An 18,783-nucleotide genomic window follows, 5' to 3' on the forward strand; every position below is an offset into this window, starting at 1 on the left:
GCCGGGCAGACGGTAGATGGCGAGCACTCCCGATGGCGGGAGTGCTCGCCGTTTGTCGTTCTCGCTACGTGTTTCTCGCACAAATGACGATGACGATCCTGCTCGTCGTCGGACAAAAATTAACTCGCCTGTATCCCTAAACAATCGCTGAAATCAATTGATAACTTGCCATCAGGGCAAGTTGTGCGTCGATGTCACACGCGCACGAAGCCCGTCCAACAAACACCGATAACAGGCGACGGACTATGGTAGCGATTGTCAGCGGCAATAACCTCGGCTTGGCGCTCAGCTCGCTCGCAACGCTCGGCAAATGGGGCAGCTACGGGGCAGCTACTTCCGGCAAGAGCGGCGAGCAAGCGTACGTCAACGTTGCCAACGGCAATCTTGTTCTTAGCGATCTCGACGAGCGTCTGGCCGGTGTCGGCCTTAACGTCGCAACGCTGCGAACCTACAACAGTCAGGGCACCCTGAGTAACGGCTGGCGTGTCGGCCCCGCACAACAGGTGTCGCTGTCCGGCAGTCTGTTGATGGCTGGGAGTGCCGTGACGCGCACGGGCGCCGACGGCTCGCAATCGACCTATTACTACGACACGACCAACCGCGTCTATGTCGGCACCGATGGTGACGGCGCCTACGACACGATCTCGTACGACTACGTGAACGGCCAGTTCGTCTGGAAGGACGGCACAACTGGCTTGACCGAACGCTACGACGGAGCGGGCAGCGGCAACCTAATCAGCTCGACCGATACGTCGGGCAACAAGATTTCGTACTTCTATAACGCGGATACCTCCATCGCAAGCGTGCAATCGTTAAACGGCGAAGCCACGTATTTCGATTACACGAACGGCGACCTCACCGGCCTCCGCACGGTTACCACTGGGCTGAACGGCACACTCAATACGACGGCTGTTCGTTATCAATACGACACCAGCCATCGTCTGACGTCGGTGATCGTCGACCTGTCGCCGAACGACAACAGCATCGACGACGGTAACGTCTATCGCACCGACTACACGTACGACGGCGCAAGCACGCGGATTGCTACCGTTACGCAAAGCGACGGCTCGAAGCTAACGCTCAGCTATGTGCAGGTGGGCAGCGAGTTCCGCGTCGCGAGCGTGACCGACGGCTTGGGCGCGACGACGTTATACGCTTACGACATGGCCAACGGCCGCACCACGGTCGTGGATCCGATGGGACAGGCTACGGTATATGCCTACGATGCGACGGGCCAACTGCTGTCGGTGACTGGACCGGCCATCGGCGGGGTCTCGTCAGTACGTCAGTTTCAGTACGACAGTGCGGGCGATCTGACACGTGTCATCGACGAAAACGGCAATGCGATCAAGTTTGAATATGACGCTCAGGGCAATCTGACCCGTCAGACAGACTCGCTCGGGAACTTTATTTCCCGGACGTACGATGCCAACAACCAACTGCTGACGGAGGCCACTGCACTTGGCATCGATGCCCAGACCGGATGGGCGACGTCGACGGCGACGACTCGGTATGTCTACGACGGCTCTGGCCGTAATCAGCAGCGCTTCGTCATCTCACCAGACGGCCGTGTGACGGAGTACGTATACGACGCGCGCGGTCAACGTGTGAGCTCGATTCAGTATCTGAGTGCCACGTATCCAATCGGCAGTCTCGCCGCGGAGACGGCAGTCTCAGAGAGCGATGCTGCGCAGTGGGCGGCCAATCAGGACAAGACGCGCATTTTGCGCACCGACATGACGTACGACATGCGCGGCCAGCTTCAGACGCGCACGACATATCAGCGCACCAATGCGAGCGGCGCAGGCCTGGCGGATGGCACACAGTCGACCGAGCAATATGTGTACGACCAGCACGGTCAGTTGCTCAAGACGGTGAATGCCAACAACGGCACGACACTGTTCGCTTTCGACGGATTGGGACGTCTGATTGCGACCACCGATGCCGCAGGCAACACGACAGCGACGAACTACGACGAAGCGCATAACCGCACGGTGGTGACCTCCGCCAATGGCGTGGCCACGATTTCGACTTACGACCGCGCAGGGCATGTGACGAGCATCACGCAGACGTCGGCGAGCGGCACGGTGTTGGGCCAAACGACGTACGCCTATGATGCCGACGGACGCTTGCTGATGACGCAGGACGCTACGGGCATTCGCCATTGGTACACCTACGACGCGTTGGGCCGCAAGACGGCCGACGTCGATGCCAGCGGTAGCCTGACCGAATATCGGTACGACGCAGCAGGGAATTTGGTTCGCACCATCGGCTACGCGACAGCCATTAACGTGGGTTCGCTGGTCGATGCGTCCGGAGCCCCAACTGGGGCGTCGCTCGACAGCATCCGCCCGGCCGCGACGGCAGCAGACACGACGAGCTGGCGCATTTACGATGCTGACGGCCGCCTCGCGCGCACCGTTAGTGCGACCGGCTCGGTGACCGAGATGCGCTACGACGGGGCATCGCGTCTGGTGGCTACGGTGCAGTACGCCAACCGTGTTGACGTTACGACGTTGGGCGATCATCCAACGGCTGCGGCCGCCACGCCGCCGGCCAATACCGCCGACCGGCTCACGCGCAACTTCTACACGTCAGATAACAAGCTCGAGGCGACGATCGACGCCGACGGCTACATGACGTACTACACGTACGACGCTGCAGGCCGTCAGCGCGAGCGCATTCGCTACAGCACGCCGACCAATCCGGCCAACCGTGCGACAGGCACCATCTATCAACTGGTGCCCTCGTCCAAACCGGCCGACCTGTACTCGGCAACGGTCTACGACGCATCGGGCCGTATCACCGGGGAAATATCGGGCGGCTACCTGACTGAGCGCGTGTACGACGCGCGCGGCAACGTCACGAAGGTGATTCGCTACGCCACGCAGGTGTCCGTGTGGATGACGTTCGATAAGACCATCGACGACCTGCGCCCGGCATCGAGCGCATCCGATCAGGTGGTAACGACCAGCTACGATGCGCTGGATCGCATTACCCGTCAGGTCGACCCGGAAGGCACGGTCACGACCAACGCGTACGACGCGCTGGGCAACCTGATCAATAAGACGCGTGCAGTAGGTACGCCGGACGTGGCCACCTCGCTGGCGCGTTACGACGTACTTGGCCGTCTGGTTTCTGCGCTTTCTGCCGAAGGTGCTGCCCAATTAACGGCTGGCATGACGCAAGACCAGATCGACGCCGTGTGGGCGAAGTACTCGGTTAACTACACCTACGATGCCGCCGGTCGTCGCGTTTCGATGACCGATGCCACCGGGAATCGCACTCGCTATTTCTACGATGGCGACGGCAATCTGACGTTCACCATCAATGCATTGGGTGAGATTTCGGCGCGTGATTACAACGCGCTGGGGCAGCTCACGGCGACGACGGTCTACGCGACGCGTGTCCAGAATCTGCCGGCGCAAGGCGGCGTGATTACCGACGATATCAAGGCAATGCTGCTGTCGCTGAGGAATTCGTCGACAGATACGCGCGTGACCTATGCCTACAACACCGACGGCACGCTCGCTACTGAGACGAATGCCAACGGTGGCACGATCACACACACGTATACCGCGTTTGGCGAAGAATATTCGCGCACGGCATCGAACGGTGCGACGTCGAAAACATGGACGTATGCCTACGACCTCGGTGGCCATCTGATCCAGACTTCGATCGATCAGGCGGGCCTGAATATCACCACGCGGACTGAGTACGATCCGTTTGGTCGTATCTCGCGCACCGTGGACGCCAACGGCAACGCCACGTCGTACCAATACGATGCGCTGGGCCGTCAGATTCAGGTGACCGATGCGTCGGGTGCGACGCGCTCGTCGACTTACGACGCTTTCGACCGCACGCTGACGACGACCGACGCCAACGGTTTTGTCACGCGTTACACCTATGACGATGCGCAGCGCAGCATGACCATGACCACGCCGGATGGCGTGAGCGTGGTGACGACGCACAACCGGCTGGGACTCAAGAACACGGTGATCGACGGTCTCGGGCACCAGACGGTGTACGCGTACGACCACGACGGAAACCTGGCTGCCGTCGACAACGACCTGCAACATACGTCGAACCAATACGACGCGGCGGGTCATCTCATCCAGACGCGCGATACCAACGGTAATGTCGTCACGTATTCGTACGACGGCGCTGGCCGTGCCCTGACACGCACGGTCGACCCGGGTGGTCTGAATCTGGTGACGCGCTATGCGTACGACAGCAAGGGGCAGCAAATTACGGTGACGGACCCGAATGGGACCGTTACGCGCACCGATTACGACAATCGCGGACAGGTCGTCGCGCGCGTGGTCGACGTCGGCGGTCTGAACCTGACGACGTCCTACACCTACGACCAGGCCGGGCAACAGGTCACCGTCACGAGCCCCAACGGCACGACGACGCGTTACGACTACGATGCAGCGGGCCGCCGTGTTGCGGAGACGGTGGACCCGGCAGGGCTGGCGATCGTTCGTCGCTTCACGTACGACGCGAACGGCAATGTACTGACGTCCATCGATGCCAGCGGCAACGTTACGCGCTTCTTCTATAACGAGAAGAATCAAGTCGTCTACACGGTCGATCCGCTCGGTGCAGTGGTGGCGAACACGTACGACGGCGAAGGGAACATCGCTCGTGTCGTGCGCTACGCCACGGCATTGAGCAGCGCCTCGGTCGCTACGGCTGGCTCAAGTGCCGCCACGCTCGCAGGCTTGCTGCAAGCGTCCGCATCCGACATTACCGAGCGCCGCAGCTACGACCCGATGGGCCGTCTTGCCTACTCGGTCGATGGCACCGGTGCGGTCGTGAAGTTCACCTACGACGCCGTGGGCAGAGTCACCGAGCGTCTGTCGTATGCCAACCGTATCGATCCGGCAGCGTGGAACGGCACGAACGCGCCCGCGGTTACGGCCGACGCTGCACACGATCAGGCTGTACGTACCGTCTACGACGTTGTAGGCCGCCCGATCTATGTGATAGATGGCGCGAACACCGTCACCGCGTACAAGTATGACGGCAATGGCAACGTGCGCGAGAAGGTCACGTATGCCAAACCGTTGCCCGCAGGAACTGCGCTCAACGCACAGACACTGGCCGCCGTGACGGCCACCCTTGCCGACCCGGCCCATGACGCGTACCTGCAGACCAACTACGACGCAGCCGACCGGCCACTGCAGACGATCGATGGCGACGGGGCGGTGACGAGGCTGAACTACGACGCCAACGGCAACCTCGTGAAGGAGACACACTTTGCCAATCGCGCGGTGAATGGCACAGTGCAGCCGTCGCCGGGTGATCTGGACACTTTCTACACGTACGACAACGCGAATCGGTTGGTCTATCAGGTGGACGCAGCGGGTGGCGTCGTCCATCTGGTGTATGACGCGGAAGGTCACGTCATCGAGCGGCAAGCGTTTGCGCAGCCGATCGCCCTGACCGGTTTGCCCGCGAGTCAATCTGCAATGGCGGTGTTGGCTCGCCCGGATGCGGCCAACGACCGGACGACACGTTATGTTTTCGATGCCGCAGGTCGCAATACCTTCACCATCGACCCGACGGGTGCGGTGAGCGAAGCCACCTACGACGCCGTGGGGCACGTGATTGCCACGCGCGTTTATGCCAACCGCATTGATCTGACCGGCTTCGATACGAGGAGCGGGGCGACCGGTGTGCGGGCACGCTTGACCCCCGACGCGGCGAACGACCGAATCAGCCACACGACATACGACGTTGCCGGTCATCCGACCTACCAAATCGACTCGCTCGGCTTCGTGACGGCCAGCACCTTCGATGTGTTTGGCCGCGTGACCTCGCGCACGCAATACGCACTTGCTATCCCGGCCAATACCACGTGGACGGCTGCGGGTGTGGCAGCCGCGCTGGTGCTGGTGGGCGATGCCGACCGTGTCACCACGATGACGTACGACGCCGACGGGCGTGTGCTCAGCACGCGCGACGCGTTGGGCTACACCGAGTCGTACACGTACGACGGTGTGGGCAACAAGATCACCTTCACGAACAAGAAGGGCGACGTCTGGCATTACGACTATGACGCCGCCGGCCGTCTGGTCACCGAAACGTCGCCGCAAACCACGGTCACGAACCTGACCCGTGACGGCAACGGCAACCTCGTCGTCGACGCCGCCAACACCGGTGTGGCGAACTTGGTGACGCGTACGACTTACGACGCGCTCGGACGCGTTATTGCACGTACCGAGGCCTATGGCCGTCCGGAAGCGCGCACGACGCGCTACGAGTACGACGCCGTCGGGCATCAGACCAAGACGACGTTCCCGCCAGTCGGCGTCTACGACGCGTCGCGCGACAACCTGCTCGTGAACGGCGAAAACGGCTTGGCCGGCCGTGTCGATAACTGGACCGAGCTGTCGACGCAGACGGTCTATGATGCGCTGGGTAACGCGGTGGCGAACCGCGACGTGGCGGGCAACTGGAGCTACAAGACGTACGACCGTCAGGGCAATGTGCTGCACGACGTCGATGCGCTGGGCTTTGTCACGCAATACTCCCGCGATGCCTATGGCCAGGTGACGCAGCTCACGCGTTTCAACAGTCCCATTGCGGTCGCGAACGGTGCGCATGCACCGACGGCAACTGAGGTTCTCGCTGCGCTGGCGGCATTGCCTCCGGCAGGCGCGGCGAATCGCGTCATTACGACCGTCTACGACCAGTTGGGACGCACCGTACGGGTGACCGAGCCGCAGTCGCTGGTCTACGATTCCAGCGCCAGTGGCACGGCCCAGTACTTCATGGGCGGGCGCACCACACAGAACACCTACAACGCTTTCGGCGATCTGGTGCAGAGCGCGACGCTGCGCAATGCGGTGACCAATCAGTGGACGTCGACGTATCAGTATTACGACCGGCGCGGCCAGCAGGTGGCGACAGTCGATGCCCTCGGTTATCTGACGACGCAGAATTTCGATGCCGTCGGCAACATGACCGTGCATACGGAGTACGCGACGGCACTGGCTAACGGCCAGTGGAACCTGACGGCCTTCGCGCGCCCGACGACTTCGAGCGACGACCGTACGGTGGTGACGGATTACGATTCGGGGAACCGCAAGGTCCGCGAAACCCGTGTCGATGTGCAGTACAGCACGACCAGCGATGGCGGATCGACCCGCGGCAATTTGTCGACGCAGTATCGCTATGACGCCGTCGGCAATCTGACCACGACCATCGCTGCCGATGGCGCAACGTCGTACAACTACTACGATTCGCTCGGCCGACTGATGGCGACGACCGGCCCGACGCGGACCAGCACGGTCGCGGGCACGGCGCTCACACAGCTCAACATCTTCTATCGCGACGCTTATGGCAATGCCGTGATGACGGTGGTGCGCGGCAACGGAGCTGCGTCGGCCAACGACACCCGCTATGTCGATGCCGGCGCGAGCGCATCCGATCGTGTGAGTACGGCCGCGTTCGATGCGCATGGCAAAGTGATTCAGATGACCGATGCCGGCGGATCGGCGCACTACACGTCGTACGACGCGGCGGGGCGTGTAGCCAAGGAATGGCAGGTTGTCACCGGCAACGATGGCGTGCCTCACACCATCTTCACGGCCTATCACTATGACACGCTTGGCCGTCAGACACATATCGTCACGCAGGCCTCCACGTCGGTGGTCTCGGGCGGTGTCGTTACCAACGTGTCGCAGTCGGCTGCCGGGCTGGTCGACACGAGTATGGAGTACAACGCCTTTGGCGAGATGACGCGTCGCGGGATTGGCGGCGGGCGTCAGGAGTACTTCGATTACGACAATGCCGGGCGAGTCTGGCGTACCAACAGTGGTGACGGCACCGACAAAATTTCGGTCTATGACTTGAGCGGTCACGTGACGGCTGAAGTGCGCAGTGCCGGGACGGGCGGCGTCAATTACGACTTGAAGTCTTTCGGCAGCGTCGATCAGGCGATTATGCTGAGCGACGGCCGCCGTACCGATTTGGTCTACGACGCGCTGGGCCGCGTGACGTCTCGTGTGGGGCCGTCGCGTGCCGAATCCACCGGCGGCGTGACGGTGCGCAGTATGGCGACGTACTTCACGACATCGCCTGCAATCTACAGCTTTGGCGAAGACGGTCGTGTGATCTGGAATTCGCCGTCCACAGCCAATTTCTCCTGGAGTCTGGCGCAGCTGGGTAGCGGCGACATCCGCGTCGAGTTCGACTACACCACGGCGACGGTCGTGACGACGAGCGAGGGTAATGAGAGCGGCTCCGGCGAGAGCGGCGGCTCGACGTCGACTGTCGTGCTCAACGGTGTCCCGCGTACCCGTAGTCAGATCTTCTCGAACGAGCAAGCCGGTAACGGCGTGTCGATAAGCTGGCGCGATAGCGACGGTGCCGAAGGTGGCATCGATCGTATCAATGCCGTGCGCGTTTACAAGAAGGATATCAACGGCAACTGGCAACTGGTGATTAACCAGAATCCGGCGCTTCAGACGACCAATCAGATTGAAGTGGGTCTGCCGTCGGACACGGCGACGACTGTGGCGTTGCAAGTGCGCCCGGCAGGTAGCCCAGGGGATACAGGCTGGATTACGCCACCGGGAATCAACTTCGGCGGCGCGTTCCGGTTCGACACCTCCAGTCTGGCGGCGGGCAACTACGAATACCGTGTGCTTACGACCAGCACGCAGGGCACCACGCAGGTGACCAGCACGGGAACGATGAGCGTGAACCTGTCTCAACTGGCCAACCTCTCGTTCCCGATCGGGCCGGGCGTGGCGCAGATGGGGCAGTGGCACTCGTCAGCGAAGGACTTCACCTGGCCGGCTGCGCCGTCGAACGTGGGACAGACTTTCCGCTACCGCGTGGCAGGCAGCGGCGGCGAATGGTCCACCATGCCGATTACGCATCCGTACTCGATCTACACCGATTACGACGGCTTCGACATGTCGTCGCTGGGTGCGGGCACGTACGAGTACGAATTGCTGTGGCAGCGTCAGGGCGATTCGGCCCCGTACGCGCACGCTACAGGCAACATGAGCGTGGTCGGTGAGGTGGCGCCCGTGTGGGTGCCGCCGGTGGGGCTGCCGGTTATTGCCAATGTGTGGGTGGCTTACGACACCGTTGGTGGCACGGCGGTCGACAACAATGAAAGCGGTACGACCGAGATCATTGGCGGGTACAAGGCCAACACAATTCGCTGGACCGTGAATGGCCCGGAAACTACGGTTTTCCGTTATCGCGTTGCGGGTGGAGATTGGCAGACGCTGCCGATCAGCACCTACCCGTATTCGTGGGACGAGAACTCCGGTGCGACGGTGCTGCAGGCCGTGGATATCGGCGGCCTGCCGGTGGGAACGTTCGAATTCGAGATTCTGCGCTCGCCGGTCGGGTCGTCGCTGGGTTCGCATTACACCGGCAATCTGACGGTGTCGCCGACGCCTGCCGGGCATTACGATACGCGCACTGTGGCAATTCAGGTGCCGCGTACCGTCACGCCGGCTGACCCGAGCAACTACCTTACGCGCATTCGTTATAGCCCGCCGGTGGTGACCGGCTACAACGAAGATGGCGTCGAGTTGGGCCTTGGTACGGGCTATCAGCACAGCGGCGTTGGCGTGATTGCCGTGCCTTACACCGCATATCGCGACGTTCCCGTGGTAAGTACGGCGTACCCGCCGAATCCTGACAACTACATCGTTAGCTACAAGCGCGCGGTCTACGGCTATCCGATCGTGATAGGTGTCGACGGAAACGGCGTGCAGATACCGAACGCGCACTATCGGTGGTCGGGTAACGTGATCGTGGCCGATCCCTATCAGGTGCCTTATCAGGTGCCGCGGCAGGAGCAATACACCTACTATGTGTCGGTCGGTGTGGACCCGGCTCGCGACGAAGATGGCAATATCAAGCACGACGAAGACGGCAATGTCATCTACACGCGGTACGTCCAGGAGGCGCGAATTGGAACGCGCACGGTGTACGACACGTACTACAACACGGTCGTGCCGGAGGATCCGAACCATTACCTCCAGCGCAACCCGCTTCCGGTCTACGGTTATCCGGTCGGCTATGTCGACGAGTCGGGCGTCCAGCAGCTTTACGCGAACTATCAGTGGCAGGGCGACAAGGTAGTCGGCATTGGCTACCAGGTCACCAATTGGGTGAAGGAAGCCTATACGGTCACGCCGGACGATCCTTCCAAATACATCACTGGCTACGACTACGGCGCGCCTGTCGTCGTGGGAAACAACGAGGACGGATCGCCGATCTACGGTAAGGGCTACGACATGGTCAACGGCAGGGTGGTCGCCGTTCCTTACACCGTGTACGACACCCAGTACGTTGAGGAGCAATATTGGGTGCCGGGTGTTGCGCCAATGCCGACGGTGTCGGGCACCACGCCAGCCTATATCCCGGGGTACTGGATTCCGGGCACGCCGACGCAATACGGCAACAGCGTGACCACGGGCAGCATCACGAATGTGGTGAGTTTGCCGGGGGCGGGCGGTGCAGTATCGGTGTCGCAGACGGTTGGGCTGAATGGCGGGGCGACGGCTGCGCGTCCGACGGTCAGTCAGACGTACGACCGGTGGGGCAATGTGCTGTCGGTGTCGGACCCGCGTTCGCCGTACTGGGTCACTACGTACAAGTACAACGCTAACAATCAGATGATTGAGCAGCGTCAGCCGGATGCGAACGGTAATGCGTCGTCGGCATCACCTGTCACGCGCTACACGTATGACGCGATGGGGCGCGTGGTGTCGGTGGTCGATGCCAACGGTCATGTCAACGGAACGACTTACGACGCGGCAGGCAATGTGACGCAGGAGTTGCACGCCGATGGCGGCGTGGTGCGTCACTACTACGATGCGTTCGGCCAGCAGGTTCGCATGGTCGATGGCAATGGCAACCCGACGGACTACGCCTACGACAAGCTCGGCCATCTCGTGCAGATGACGATGGGGGCGGTGGGTGTGTACTCGATCAGCGGCTCGACGCTGGTCAATCAGGGTTCGCAGGCGCTTACTCAGTCGTATGGCTACGATCAGGCGGGTCGCAAGCTGTGGCAACGCGACGGCTCGGGCGCGTCGATCACGTACGCGTACGATGCTCGCGGCAACGTGGTGAGAACGACGCAGCCGTCGGGGCAGTCGGTGATCGCGGCGTTCGATTCGCAGAATCGCAAGATCGGTGAAACCGATGGCAATGGACTGACGGCGACGTGGACGTACGACTATTTCGGTCTCTTGCTGGGTCGCACGGATATCGGCGGCGCATCGTACAGCTTCACGTACGACAACGCGCGTCAGTTGATTCGTCAGACCAGTACACGTGGGCAGGACATTAGCTACCAGTACGATGGGGCCGGTCAGAACACGGCCATCATCGACAACGCACTGGCGCGTGTATCCACCTATGCGTACGACCTCGCGGGTAACAAGGTGCGCGAGCGTACGACGCAGGGGGGCGCGGTCTATCAGGACAATCATCTGGCGTATGACGCCTTGGGCCGTCTGCGTGATGTGGCCGATGGGCGAGTGCACATCAGCATCGATTACGACGCGGTGGGCAACCGGACGCACATCACGTCGCACGTGATCAATGCGATGGACCAGAGTCAGGACGAGGACCGCTGGTTCAAGTACGACGCGATGAACCGTCAGATCGTGGTGGATGGCATCAACGCCAATGGTGACATTGGCGTGGGGCAGGGCCACAAGATCACGTACGACAAGAACGGCAATCGTGTGAGCGACACGTATTTCGGCGCGCGCGTGCAGGCCGACCGAGTGTTCGATCACACGGAATGGACGTCGGTGTGGGGCGTGACGGGATCGGACGAAGCGGGGAATCCGATTTACGGATACATCTCGCAGCCGTCGGCGGCATATCGCACGCAATACACAGCGGTCAATGGTCTGACAACTGAAGCGTACGACTACGACAGCAATAACCGCCTGTCGCACGTCTCTCGTGATGGTGTGCTGCTTGACACGCGCTTCTACGACGGCGCGAACCGAGTGGTGCAGACGGGGCCTGCTGGGGCGTTGCCGCAGGAGTACGTCACAGCGCTTAACGGGGCTGCGGGTGGTAATGGCAGCGAGACGCGTCAGAGCACGTACGACCAGAATGGGCGCCTGTTGCACCAGAAGGTGACCAAGAGCGACGGTTCGCCGAAGTACGAGGTCGACTACACGCAGTACGACGGCGCGGGCAATTTGGTCAACTACACCATGACCAATCAGGACGGCGACGGGTACACGAATAACTACACGTACCAAACGCTGGTGATCGACGGCTACAAGGAAGGGACGGTCAACGGCACGAGCACGAAGTTCGACTCAGGCACGACGACGAGTGCCTATGACGTGAACAGCAACCTGATCTCGGTGACGGACAGCACGAAGGCGGAGAACAACCGCACGTTCGTGAACGACGCGCAGGGTCATGTGTTGTATGTGAACCAGGGCGGTCACGCGCAACGTCAGCTCGTGGTAGACGGCGAAGTGCTGGGGCGTTACGGGGACATGATCAACCCGGACGCCCCACAGGACCCGAACACGGGCAATCCGAACTTCATCAACAAGGCGGACTTCAGCTTCGGGTTCCAGCCGATCAACGGCAAGTACCCGACGGGAGCGCCGGGTGCAGTGGCGGTACAGGCGGGCGACACGCTCGAGAGCATCGCGCACTCGGCCTATGGCGACTCGAAGCTGTGGTACCTGATCGCGGAAGCGAACGGGCTGTCGGGCAATTCAGACCTGCGCGTGGGCCAGTCGCTGACGATCCCGAACCGCGTCAGCACAATCCACAACGACAGTAAGACGTTCAAGCCGTACGACCCAAGCCAGGTGATCGGGGATACGACGCCGAACTTGCCGATGCCGGCAGCAGCCGATAGTGGTGGGGGGTGTGGCGGGTTGGGCATGATCGTCATGGTCGTTGTCGCTGTTGTAGCGTCCGTATTCACTGCGGGCGTCGCAGCAATGGGCCTCACCGCAGCCATGAACGCATCGTTCGGAACGATCATGGCGAGCGGGGCGTCGGCAATGTTGGGCGGTGCCACCATAACGGGCGCAGCCACCATGACTACGGTTGAAGCAATCGAAGCCGCTGCAATCGGGGGAGCCGCCGGGTCGTTCGCGAGCCAACTGACAGGGGTGGCAATCGGCGCACAAAACGGCATTAATTTTGGCCAGATTGTAATGAGCGGGCTGAGCGCGGGCGTGGGCTCTGGCGTGGGAGCGGCAATTGGCGGTACCGGGGGCGCGGTCGGGGCGTTGCGTGCTGCGGCGACCAATATTACAGCGCAGGGCATCGGCGTCGTTACTGGTCTGCAATCGAGCTTCAGTTGGACATCGGTGGCCGCAAGTGCTGCGGGTGGCGCAGTTGGAGGGGCATTGAATGCGGGTGGGGCTAACTCGATCTCGCAGTCGATTAATAACGAAATTGGCGGTTTGCTTGGGCGCACGGTTTCGGGCGTGCTGGTTGGGACGGCCGCTGCGGCAACCACGTCAATCCTTCGAGGTGGACGAATTGCGATACAGCAGGTCGCCACGGATGCGTTCGGCAATGCGTTGGGGCAGTCGCTCGGGTCATCGCTTATTCCGGAGAAAACTGAATATAGCGCCCGCGCAGTAATGTCCGGGCCAGGATATAACTTGCCGTCGGTGTTAGCTCCTGATGCGTCCCTATTCAACGTCGATGCGGTATCACAGGCACCCTATAGTGGCAATTCCATCCTGTTCGGGGCGGGAGGCGCATCCGGCGAGCTGGGAGCGTTGACGGCTTCCGCAGCGCGGGACGCACTCGTCGCTCGGGCCGCGCCAGAACCCTACAGCGGCGCGGCTATCGCATTTGGTCCGAACTACGGAGGCGCGCCAGATGTAGATAGTTTGGCACGTGGTGGCCGGTTCGCATACCTGCCGATGGGAGTAGTGGACGGACCGGGGCATGGGGCGGTGCTGATGGCTGGTGGCGACGCCGACGTGATGCTTGGGGCTTGGGATATGGCGAAGCAGCGGGCGGGTGAGTTTGGTCACGCGTCCGTTGAGCTTGGCAAGAGTTTCATCAACGGGCTGAACGCCAACGCGAACGGGTTGCTACAACTTGGGCACTCGGTGGTGGCTGCGGGAGAAGGCTTGGGGATTCTGCCGCCGGGGGCTTCGAGCGGTCCTGTTCCCCAGTTTCCCTTGTTTGATGTAACGCCGAATACCCCGAACCAGATTGCAGCGGGGTTGGGGTTCCTTAGTACAATGCGAGTCGGGGGACCGGAAAATTCCGCTCCTGTGGCCGGAAGGGGGAGTGCTGCTATTGCGACGAATGGTGTTGCTACCACGGTAGCGACTGACGCTGCGGCAAGCCATCCGCTCGCAGGCTGGACACCTGCTCAAGTTGTAGAGCAAGCTAATACTCTTGGATTGAATACGCCGAGAGATTCGTTCACGCTATGGTCAGGTTTGGGACGTAACGGCGTCGCGGATGCTCAGGCATTTGTTCGGACAAATGGGGGAGTGACATTGGAAATGACGCCTGGCGGCAGTTGGCTTGACAGCATGAATTTGTTTGGTGAGTCGTCGCCATTCACTCGTGCCGAAGCTGGACAAATTTGGGGCGAAACGTCTCAATTGGCGGCAGAACAAGCCAGCGGTCAGGTGCGTGCTGTACTTGGCTCAGTTCGTCCGACGAGTGTTTATCAGACAATTGAACTGCCTGCGTTGCAGGTGAACCCGAATGTCACCGGCATTGACTCCATCTATTTAAAACCACGATACAAATTTGGAGGCAATTGAAGTGTTTACTTGGCTAAATAAGCAAGGAGTGCAAAGCGACCGTGGATTTGTTGTTCAATTCACTAGTCGCTTCACCGCAGAATACAGAGAGAATGGCAAGACGATCACGCTTGACATAGAAGATGGGATGAGTGGCGGATTGCCGTGCATTAGTGTCAGCCCTAATGCTTTTGAAAGATGGAGAGACGGTACTGCTGTTTCAAAGAATGAGCAAGATCAGTTGTTCCAGAATCTTAAGGAAGCGATTGAGTTTCAAGGATTGAAATTGGTTATTGAAAAAGGTGAGTCGCCACACGGATATTCACGGTAAGCCGGGGGGGGACCTCAAGAGTCAAGTGCCCCGTTGAGCTAATCCGGACGTTTTCAATTCCTCGGCCATCGCTTCCTCGGGTGTGTCCCAGCCGAGCATCTGACGCGGCCGTCCATTGAACAATTTGGCAATGTCGTTGAGTTGGGTCTGGCTGACGCTTGAGAGATCCATACCCTTTGGTAAGAACTGGCGCAGCAAGCCGTTGCTGTTCTCGTTGCTGCCACGCTGCCAGGGCGCGTGCGGATCGGCAAACCAGATATCGAGATTCAATCGCCTGGACAGTTCGACATGACGGGCCTGTCATTAAATTCGTGTTCGAGGCATAACATGTCGTCATGGAGTGACTATGCCTCGCAAACCGAAAGCCCCACCGGCAGAGCTGCCGACGATCTCCGCCGAGCTGCTTGAGTAGTTCAGCCACAGCCCGATGACGGCCGACGCTATCAACGCCGCATCGCTGGCCTTCAAGAAAGCGTTGATCGGGCGCGCGCTGGGCGGCGAGATGAACCACCATCTCGGCTACCAGCCGGGCGTCGCCAAGCCGCCCAGCGTGACGAAGCAGCGCAACGGCAAAGTTGCCAAGACGGTCCTGACAGACGACAGACCGATCCGCATCGAGGTGCAGCGCGACCGCAACGGCAGCTTCGAGCCACTGTTGATTCCCAAACAAGAACGATGCTTCGCGGGCTTTGACGACAAGATCATCGCCATGTATGCGCGTGGCATGACCGTTCGTGAAATTCAGGGCTTCGTACTGGAACAGTGCGGCACGGAAGTCTCGCCCGAGTTCATCAGCTCGGTCACCGACGAGGTGATGAGTGAAGTCACCGCCTAACCGTCCCGGCCGCTCGACCCGATGTATCCGGTCGTGTTCTTTGACGCGCTGCATGTGACGATTCGCGAGGATGCCGTCGTACGCAATAGGTCGGTGTTTTCTACCACGACGCTGCAAACCTGCGTCATCCACCTGATCCTCATCACGCTCGCTAACGCTCCCGTCGGTGGCGAGGGGCGTCGTACAGCTATACGACGGTGTGCTGTTGGACACGCGTTTCTACGACGGTGCGAACCGGGTGGTGCAGACGGGGCCTGCGGGCGCGTTGCCGCAGGAGTACGTGACGGCGTTGAACGGAGCGGCCGGAGGCAACGGCAGCGAGACACGTCAGAGCACGTACGACCAGAACGGCCGTCTGCTGCATCAGAAGGTCACGAAGAGCGACGGCGCCGCGAAGTACGAGGTGAACTACTCGCAATACGACGGCGCGGGCAACGTCGTGAGTTATTCGATGGCCAATCAGGATGGCGATGGGTACACGAATAACTACACGTACACGATGGCGCGCTTCGACGGGTACAAGGAAGCGCGCGTCGATGGCACCAGCGACAAGTTCGATCCGGGGTCGACGACGAGCGATTACGACGTCAATGGCAATCTGACGTCAGTGACGGACAGCACGAAGCCGGAGAACAATCGGACGTTTGTGAACGACGCGCAGGGTCACGTGCTGTATGTGAATCAGGGCGGGCACACGCAGCGCCAGTTGGTGGTCGATGGCGAGGTGCTGGGTCGCTATGGCGACATGATCAACCCGGACGCACCGCAGGACCCGAACACGGGTAATCCGAGCTTCACCAACAAGGCGGACTTCAGCTTTGGGTTCCAGCCGATCAACGGCAAGTACCCGACGGGTGCGCCGGGCGCGATAGCGGTGCAAGCCGGGGATATGCTGGAGAGTATTGCGCACTCGGCTTATGGCGATTCAAAGCTGTGGTACCTGATTGCAGAAGCGAACGGGTTGTCGGGTAATTCGGATCTTCGTGTGGGACAGTCGCTGACGATCCCGAACCGCGTTAGCACGATCCACAACGACAGCAAGACCTTCAAGCCGTATGACCCGAGTCAGGTGATCGGGGATACCACGCCTAATCTGCCGCTACCGCAGGCCGATAGTGGTGGAGGTTGTGGTGGCTTGGGCACGGTCATCATGATCGCAGTGACGGTGATTGTCGCTGTCTACACGGCGGGTGCAGCGGCATACGCGATGGGCGCCGTGCAAGCGGCTGAAGGGGCAACCGCAGCATCGCTTTCGTTTGGAAGTGCCATGTCAGCCGGGGCCTCTGCGATGCTAGGCGGGACGGCAGTCGGCGGACTCACCGTCACGGGTGCAACGATTGGTGGGCTCTCGGCAGCAGTCGGTGCGGCATCCATCGGGGGCATCGCTGGTTCGTTAGCGGGGCAATTGGCTGGCGTGACGATGGGGGCGCAGAACGGGATCAGCTTCAATCAGCTTGCGCTTAGCGGACTGAGTGCAGCTATCGGAGCTGGTGTTGGCTCTCAAATAGCCGGCGCAAGTATCGGCGCCAGCGCTTTGCGTGCGGCAGCAACCAACGTCGCGCTACAGGGAATCGGGGTCGTTACTGGGCTGCAGCATAGCTTCAATTGGACTTCAGTGGCTGCAAGTGCTGCGGGTGGCGCAGTTGGCGGAGCACTGAATGCGGGCGGAGCTAGCTCAATTTCGCAGTCGATTAATAACGAAATTGGTGGCGTCCTTGGGCGAACGGTTACAGGTGTACTCGTTGGGACGGCTGCGGGGCTGACCACGTCAATCCTTCGTGGTGGACGAGTTGCTATGCAGCAGGTTGCAACGGACGCGTTTGGCAATGCGCTGGCGCAAGGATTGGCGGACAAGGACTGGTACTCGACGGAAAGCATGACCGAGCGAGCTACGACCGGGCTAAACGCGACACTTAGCTACCCAACGGGCGGCGCGGGGTTGTTCGGGCCTCGAGGGAACACGGCGGGGATCGTTGGCGATCCAAGCGTCGACGCATCGCAAATGTTCAATTCGGCCAGTGCTGACGACGGTGCAACGACAGGCATGCGCGATGGTGCCTTCTCGTTCGATGCTATTTCTAGTGGTGTACCGAAGTATGGAGTCAGTGCGACTCTGGCTCAAACGGGGTACACGGATGTTGGGCGAGGTGAGGTGGGTGGGTGGAATAGCAATGACGCTCCCCCCCTCACAGTCGAAATCAATGGCACCAACGCAGACATCCCGGAATCAGCGGGCAGAACACACTCTGCCCCCTACATCGGGGAAGACGCGAACGGTCAGGGCGTCTGGGGCTCATTCCCGCCGACAAACGTAGGCTCCTCTCGTAGTCTGGATCCCGAAGCATTCCAAACTTTCAACGACAGAAGAGTCATTGAAGGCACCTACAACAAGTTCAGCGAAATTGCCCGAGCGATAAGCGAACAGCAATACGGGGAGGCGTGGCGGCACCTCAACTATGAGGCGTCGCCTGCTGCTAGGTCTGTCGTGATGGAGCGAGTGTTCCCGACCCCAAGTCCGCTAGAAGCTCGGCTAAATAAGATTCAAGGATCGCCCGTCGGCTCGGGGATGTCCGTTATTGCTCGGTCTTTGGGCGCAAGTCAGCATACTCAGGATGCTCTGTTGGATGCTGGTGGAGCGGTCGAAGGAATCGCAGGCGGGGCAAATGGCCGTTGCGAGTAGAATCAGAGCGCGAGCCAACCCTGAGACAATGGGGGACGTGGCTGGCGACGGGAGGGTAAGGACGAGTTCCCGCCTTCAGTATATGGGGGCAACACCGGACAAGTATTCCCGAACTGGTCAGGCGGTTGTAGAGCGCATGCGCGTGGATGGGCAAATTATAGGTGATGGGCCTCTCTTG

Annotated in this window: 3 protein-coding genes and 2 pseudogenes; 4 read left to right on the plus strand and 1 reads right to left on the minus strand. The window is 60.7% G+C overall.

The features are described from left to right. Positions 1-245 precede the first annotated feature (245 nt). On the plus strand, positions 246-14,780 hold the full coding sequence (locus PCO31110_RS23525; protein WP_174979736.1) for a LysM peptidoglycan-binding domain-containing protein: 14,535 nt from the start codon (positions 246-248) through the stop codon (positions 14,778-14,780). Next, positions 14,767-15,090 (plus strand): hypothetical protein, encoded by a 324-nt coding sequence (locus PCO31110_RS23530; protein WP_150691567.1) that lies wholly within the window; start codon positions 14,767-14,769, stop codon positions 15,088-15,090. The genes PCO31110_RS23525 and PCO31110_RS23530 overlap by 14 nt, the downstream gene beginning before the upstream one ends. Before the next feature lie 21 nt (positions 15,091-15,111). On the opposite strand, the pseudogene PCO31110_RS23535 reads toward PCO31110_RS23530, so the two are convergent. Next, a pseudogene (locus PCO31110_RS23535) lies at positions 15,112-15,381 on the minus strand (IS30 family transposase); the annotation flags it as partial. A gap of 55 nt (positions 15,382-15,436) precedes the next feature. Between PCO31110_RS23535 and PCO31110_RS23540 the strand changes: the two are divergent. Both PCO31110_RS23540 and PCO31110_RS23545 read left to right on the plus strand, forming a co-directional pair. Further along, a pseudogene (locus PCO31110_RS23540) lies at positions 15,437-16,024 on the plus strand (transposase); the annotation flags it as partial. 106 nt (positions 16,025-16,130) lie between these two features. Then, positions 16,131-18,605: a LysM peptidoglycan-binding domain-containing protein gene (locus tag PCO31110_RS23545; RefSeq protein ID WP_246189959.1), complete on the plus strand. Its 2,475-nt coding sequence runs from the start codon at positions 16,131-16,133 to the stop codon at positions 18,603-18,605. Positions 18,606-18,783: the final 178 nt, after the last annotated feature.

Origin of the sequence: Pandoraea communis, assembly GCF_902459745.1 — a bacterium.
GTDB classification, from domain to species: Bacteria; Pseudomonadota; Gammaproteobacteria; order Burkholderiales; family Burkholderiaceae; genus Pandoraea; species Pandoraea communis.

Excerpts from the sequence above, each read along its gene's own strand:
- PCO31110_RS23525 (WP_174979736.1), top strand. The coding sequence starts at position 246 with ATGGTAGCGATTGTCAGCGGCAATAACCTCGGCTTGGCGCTCAGCTCG.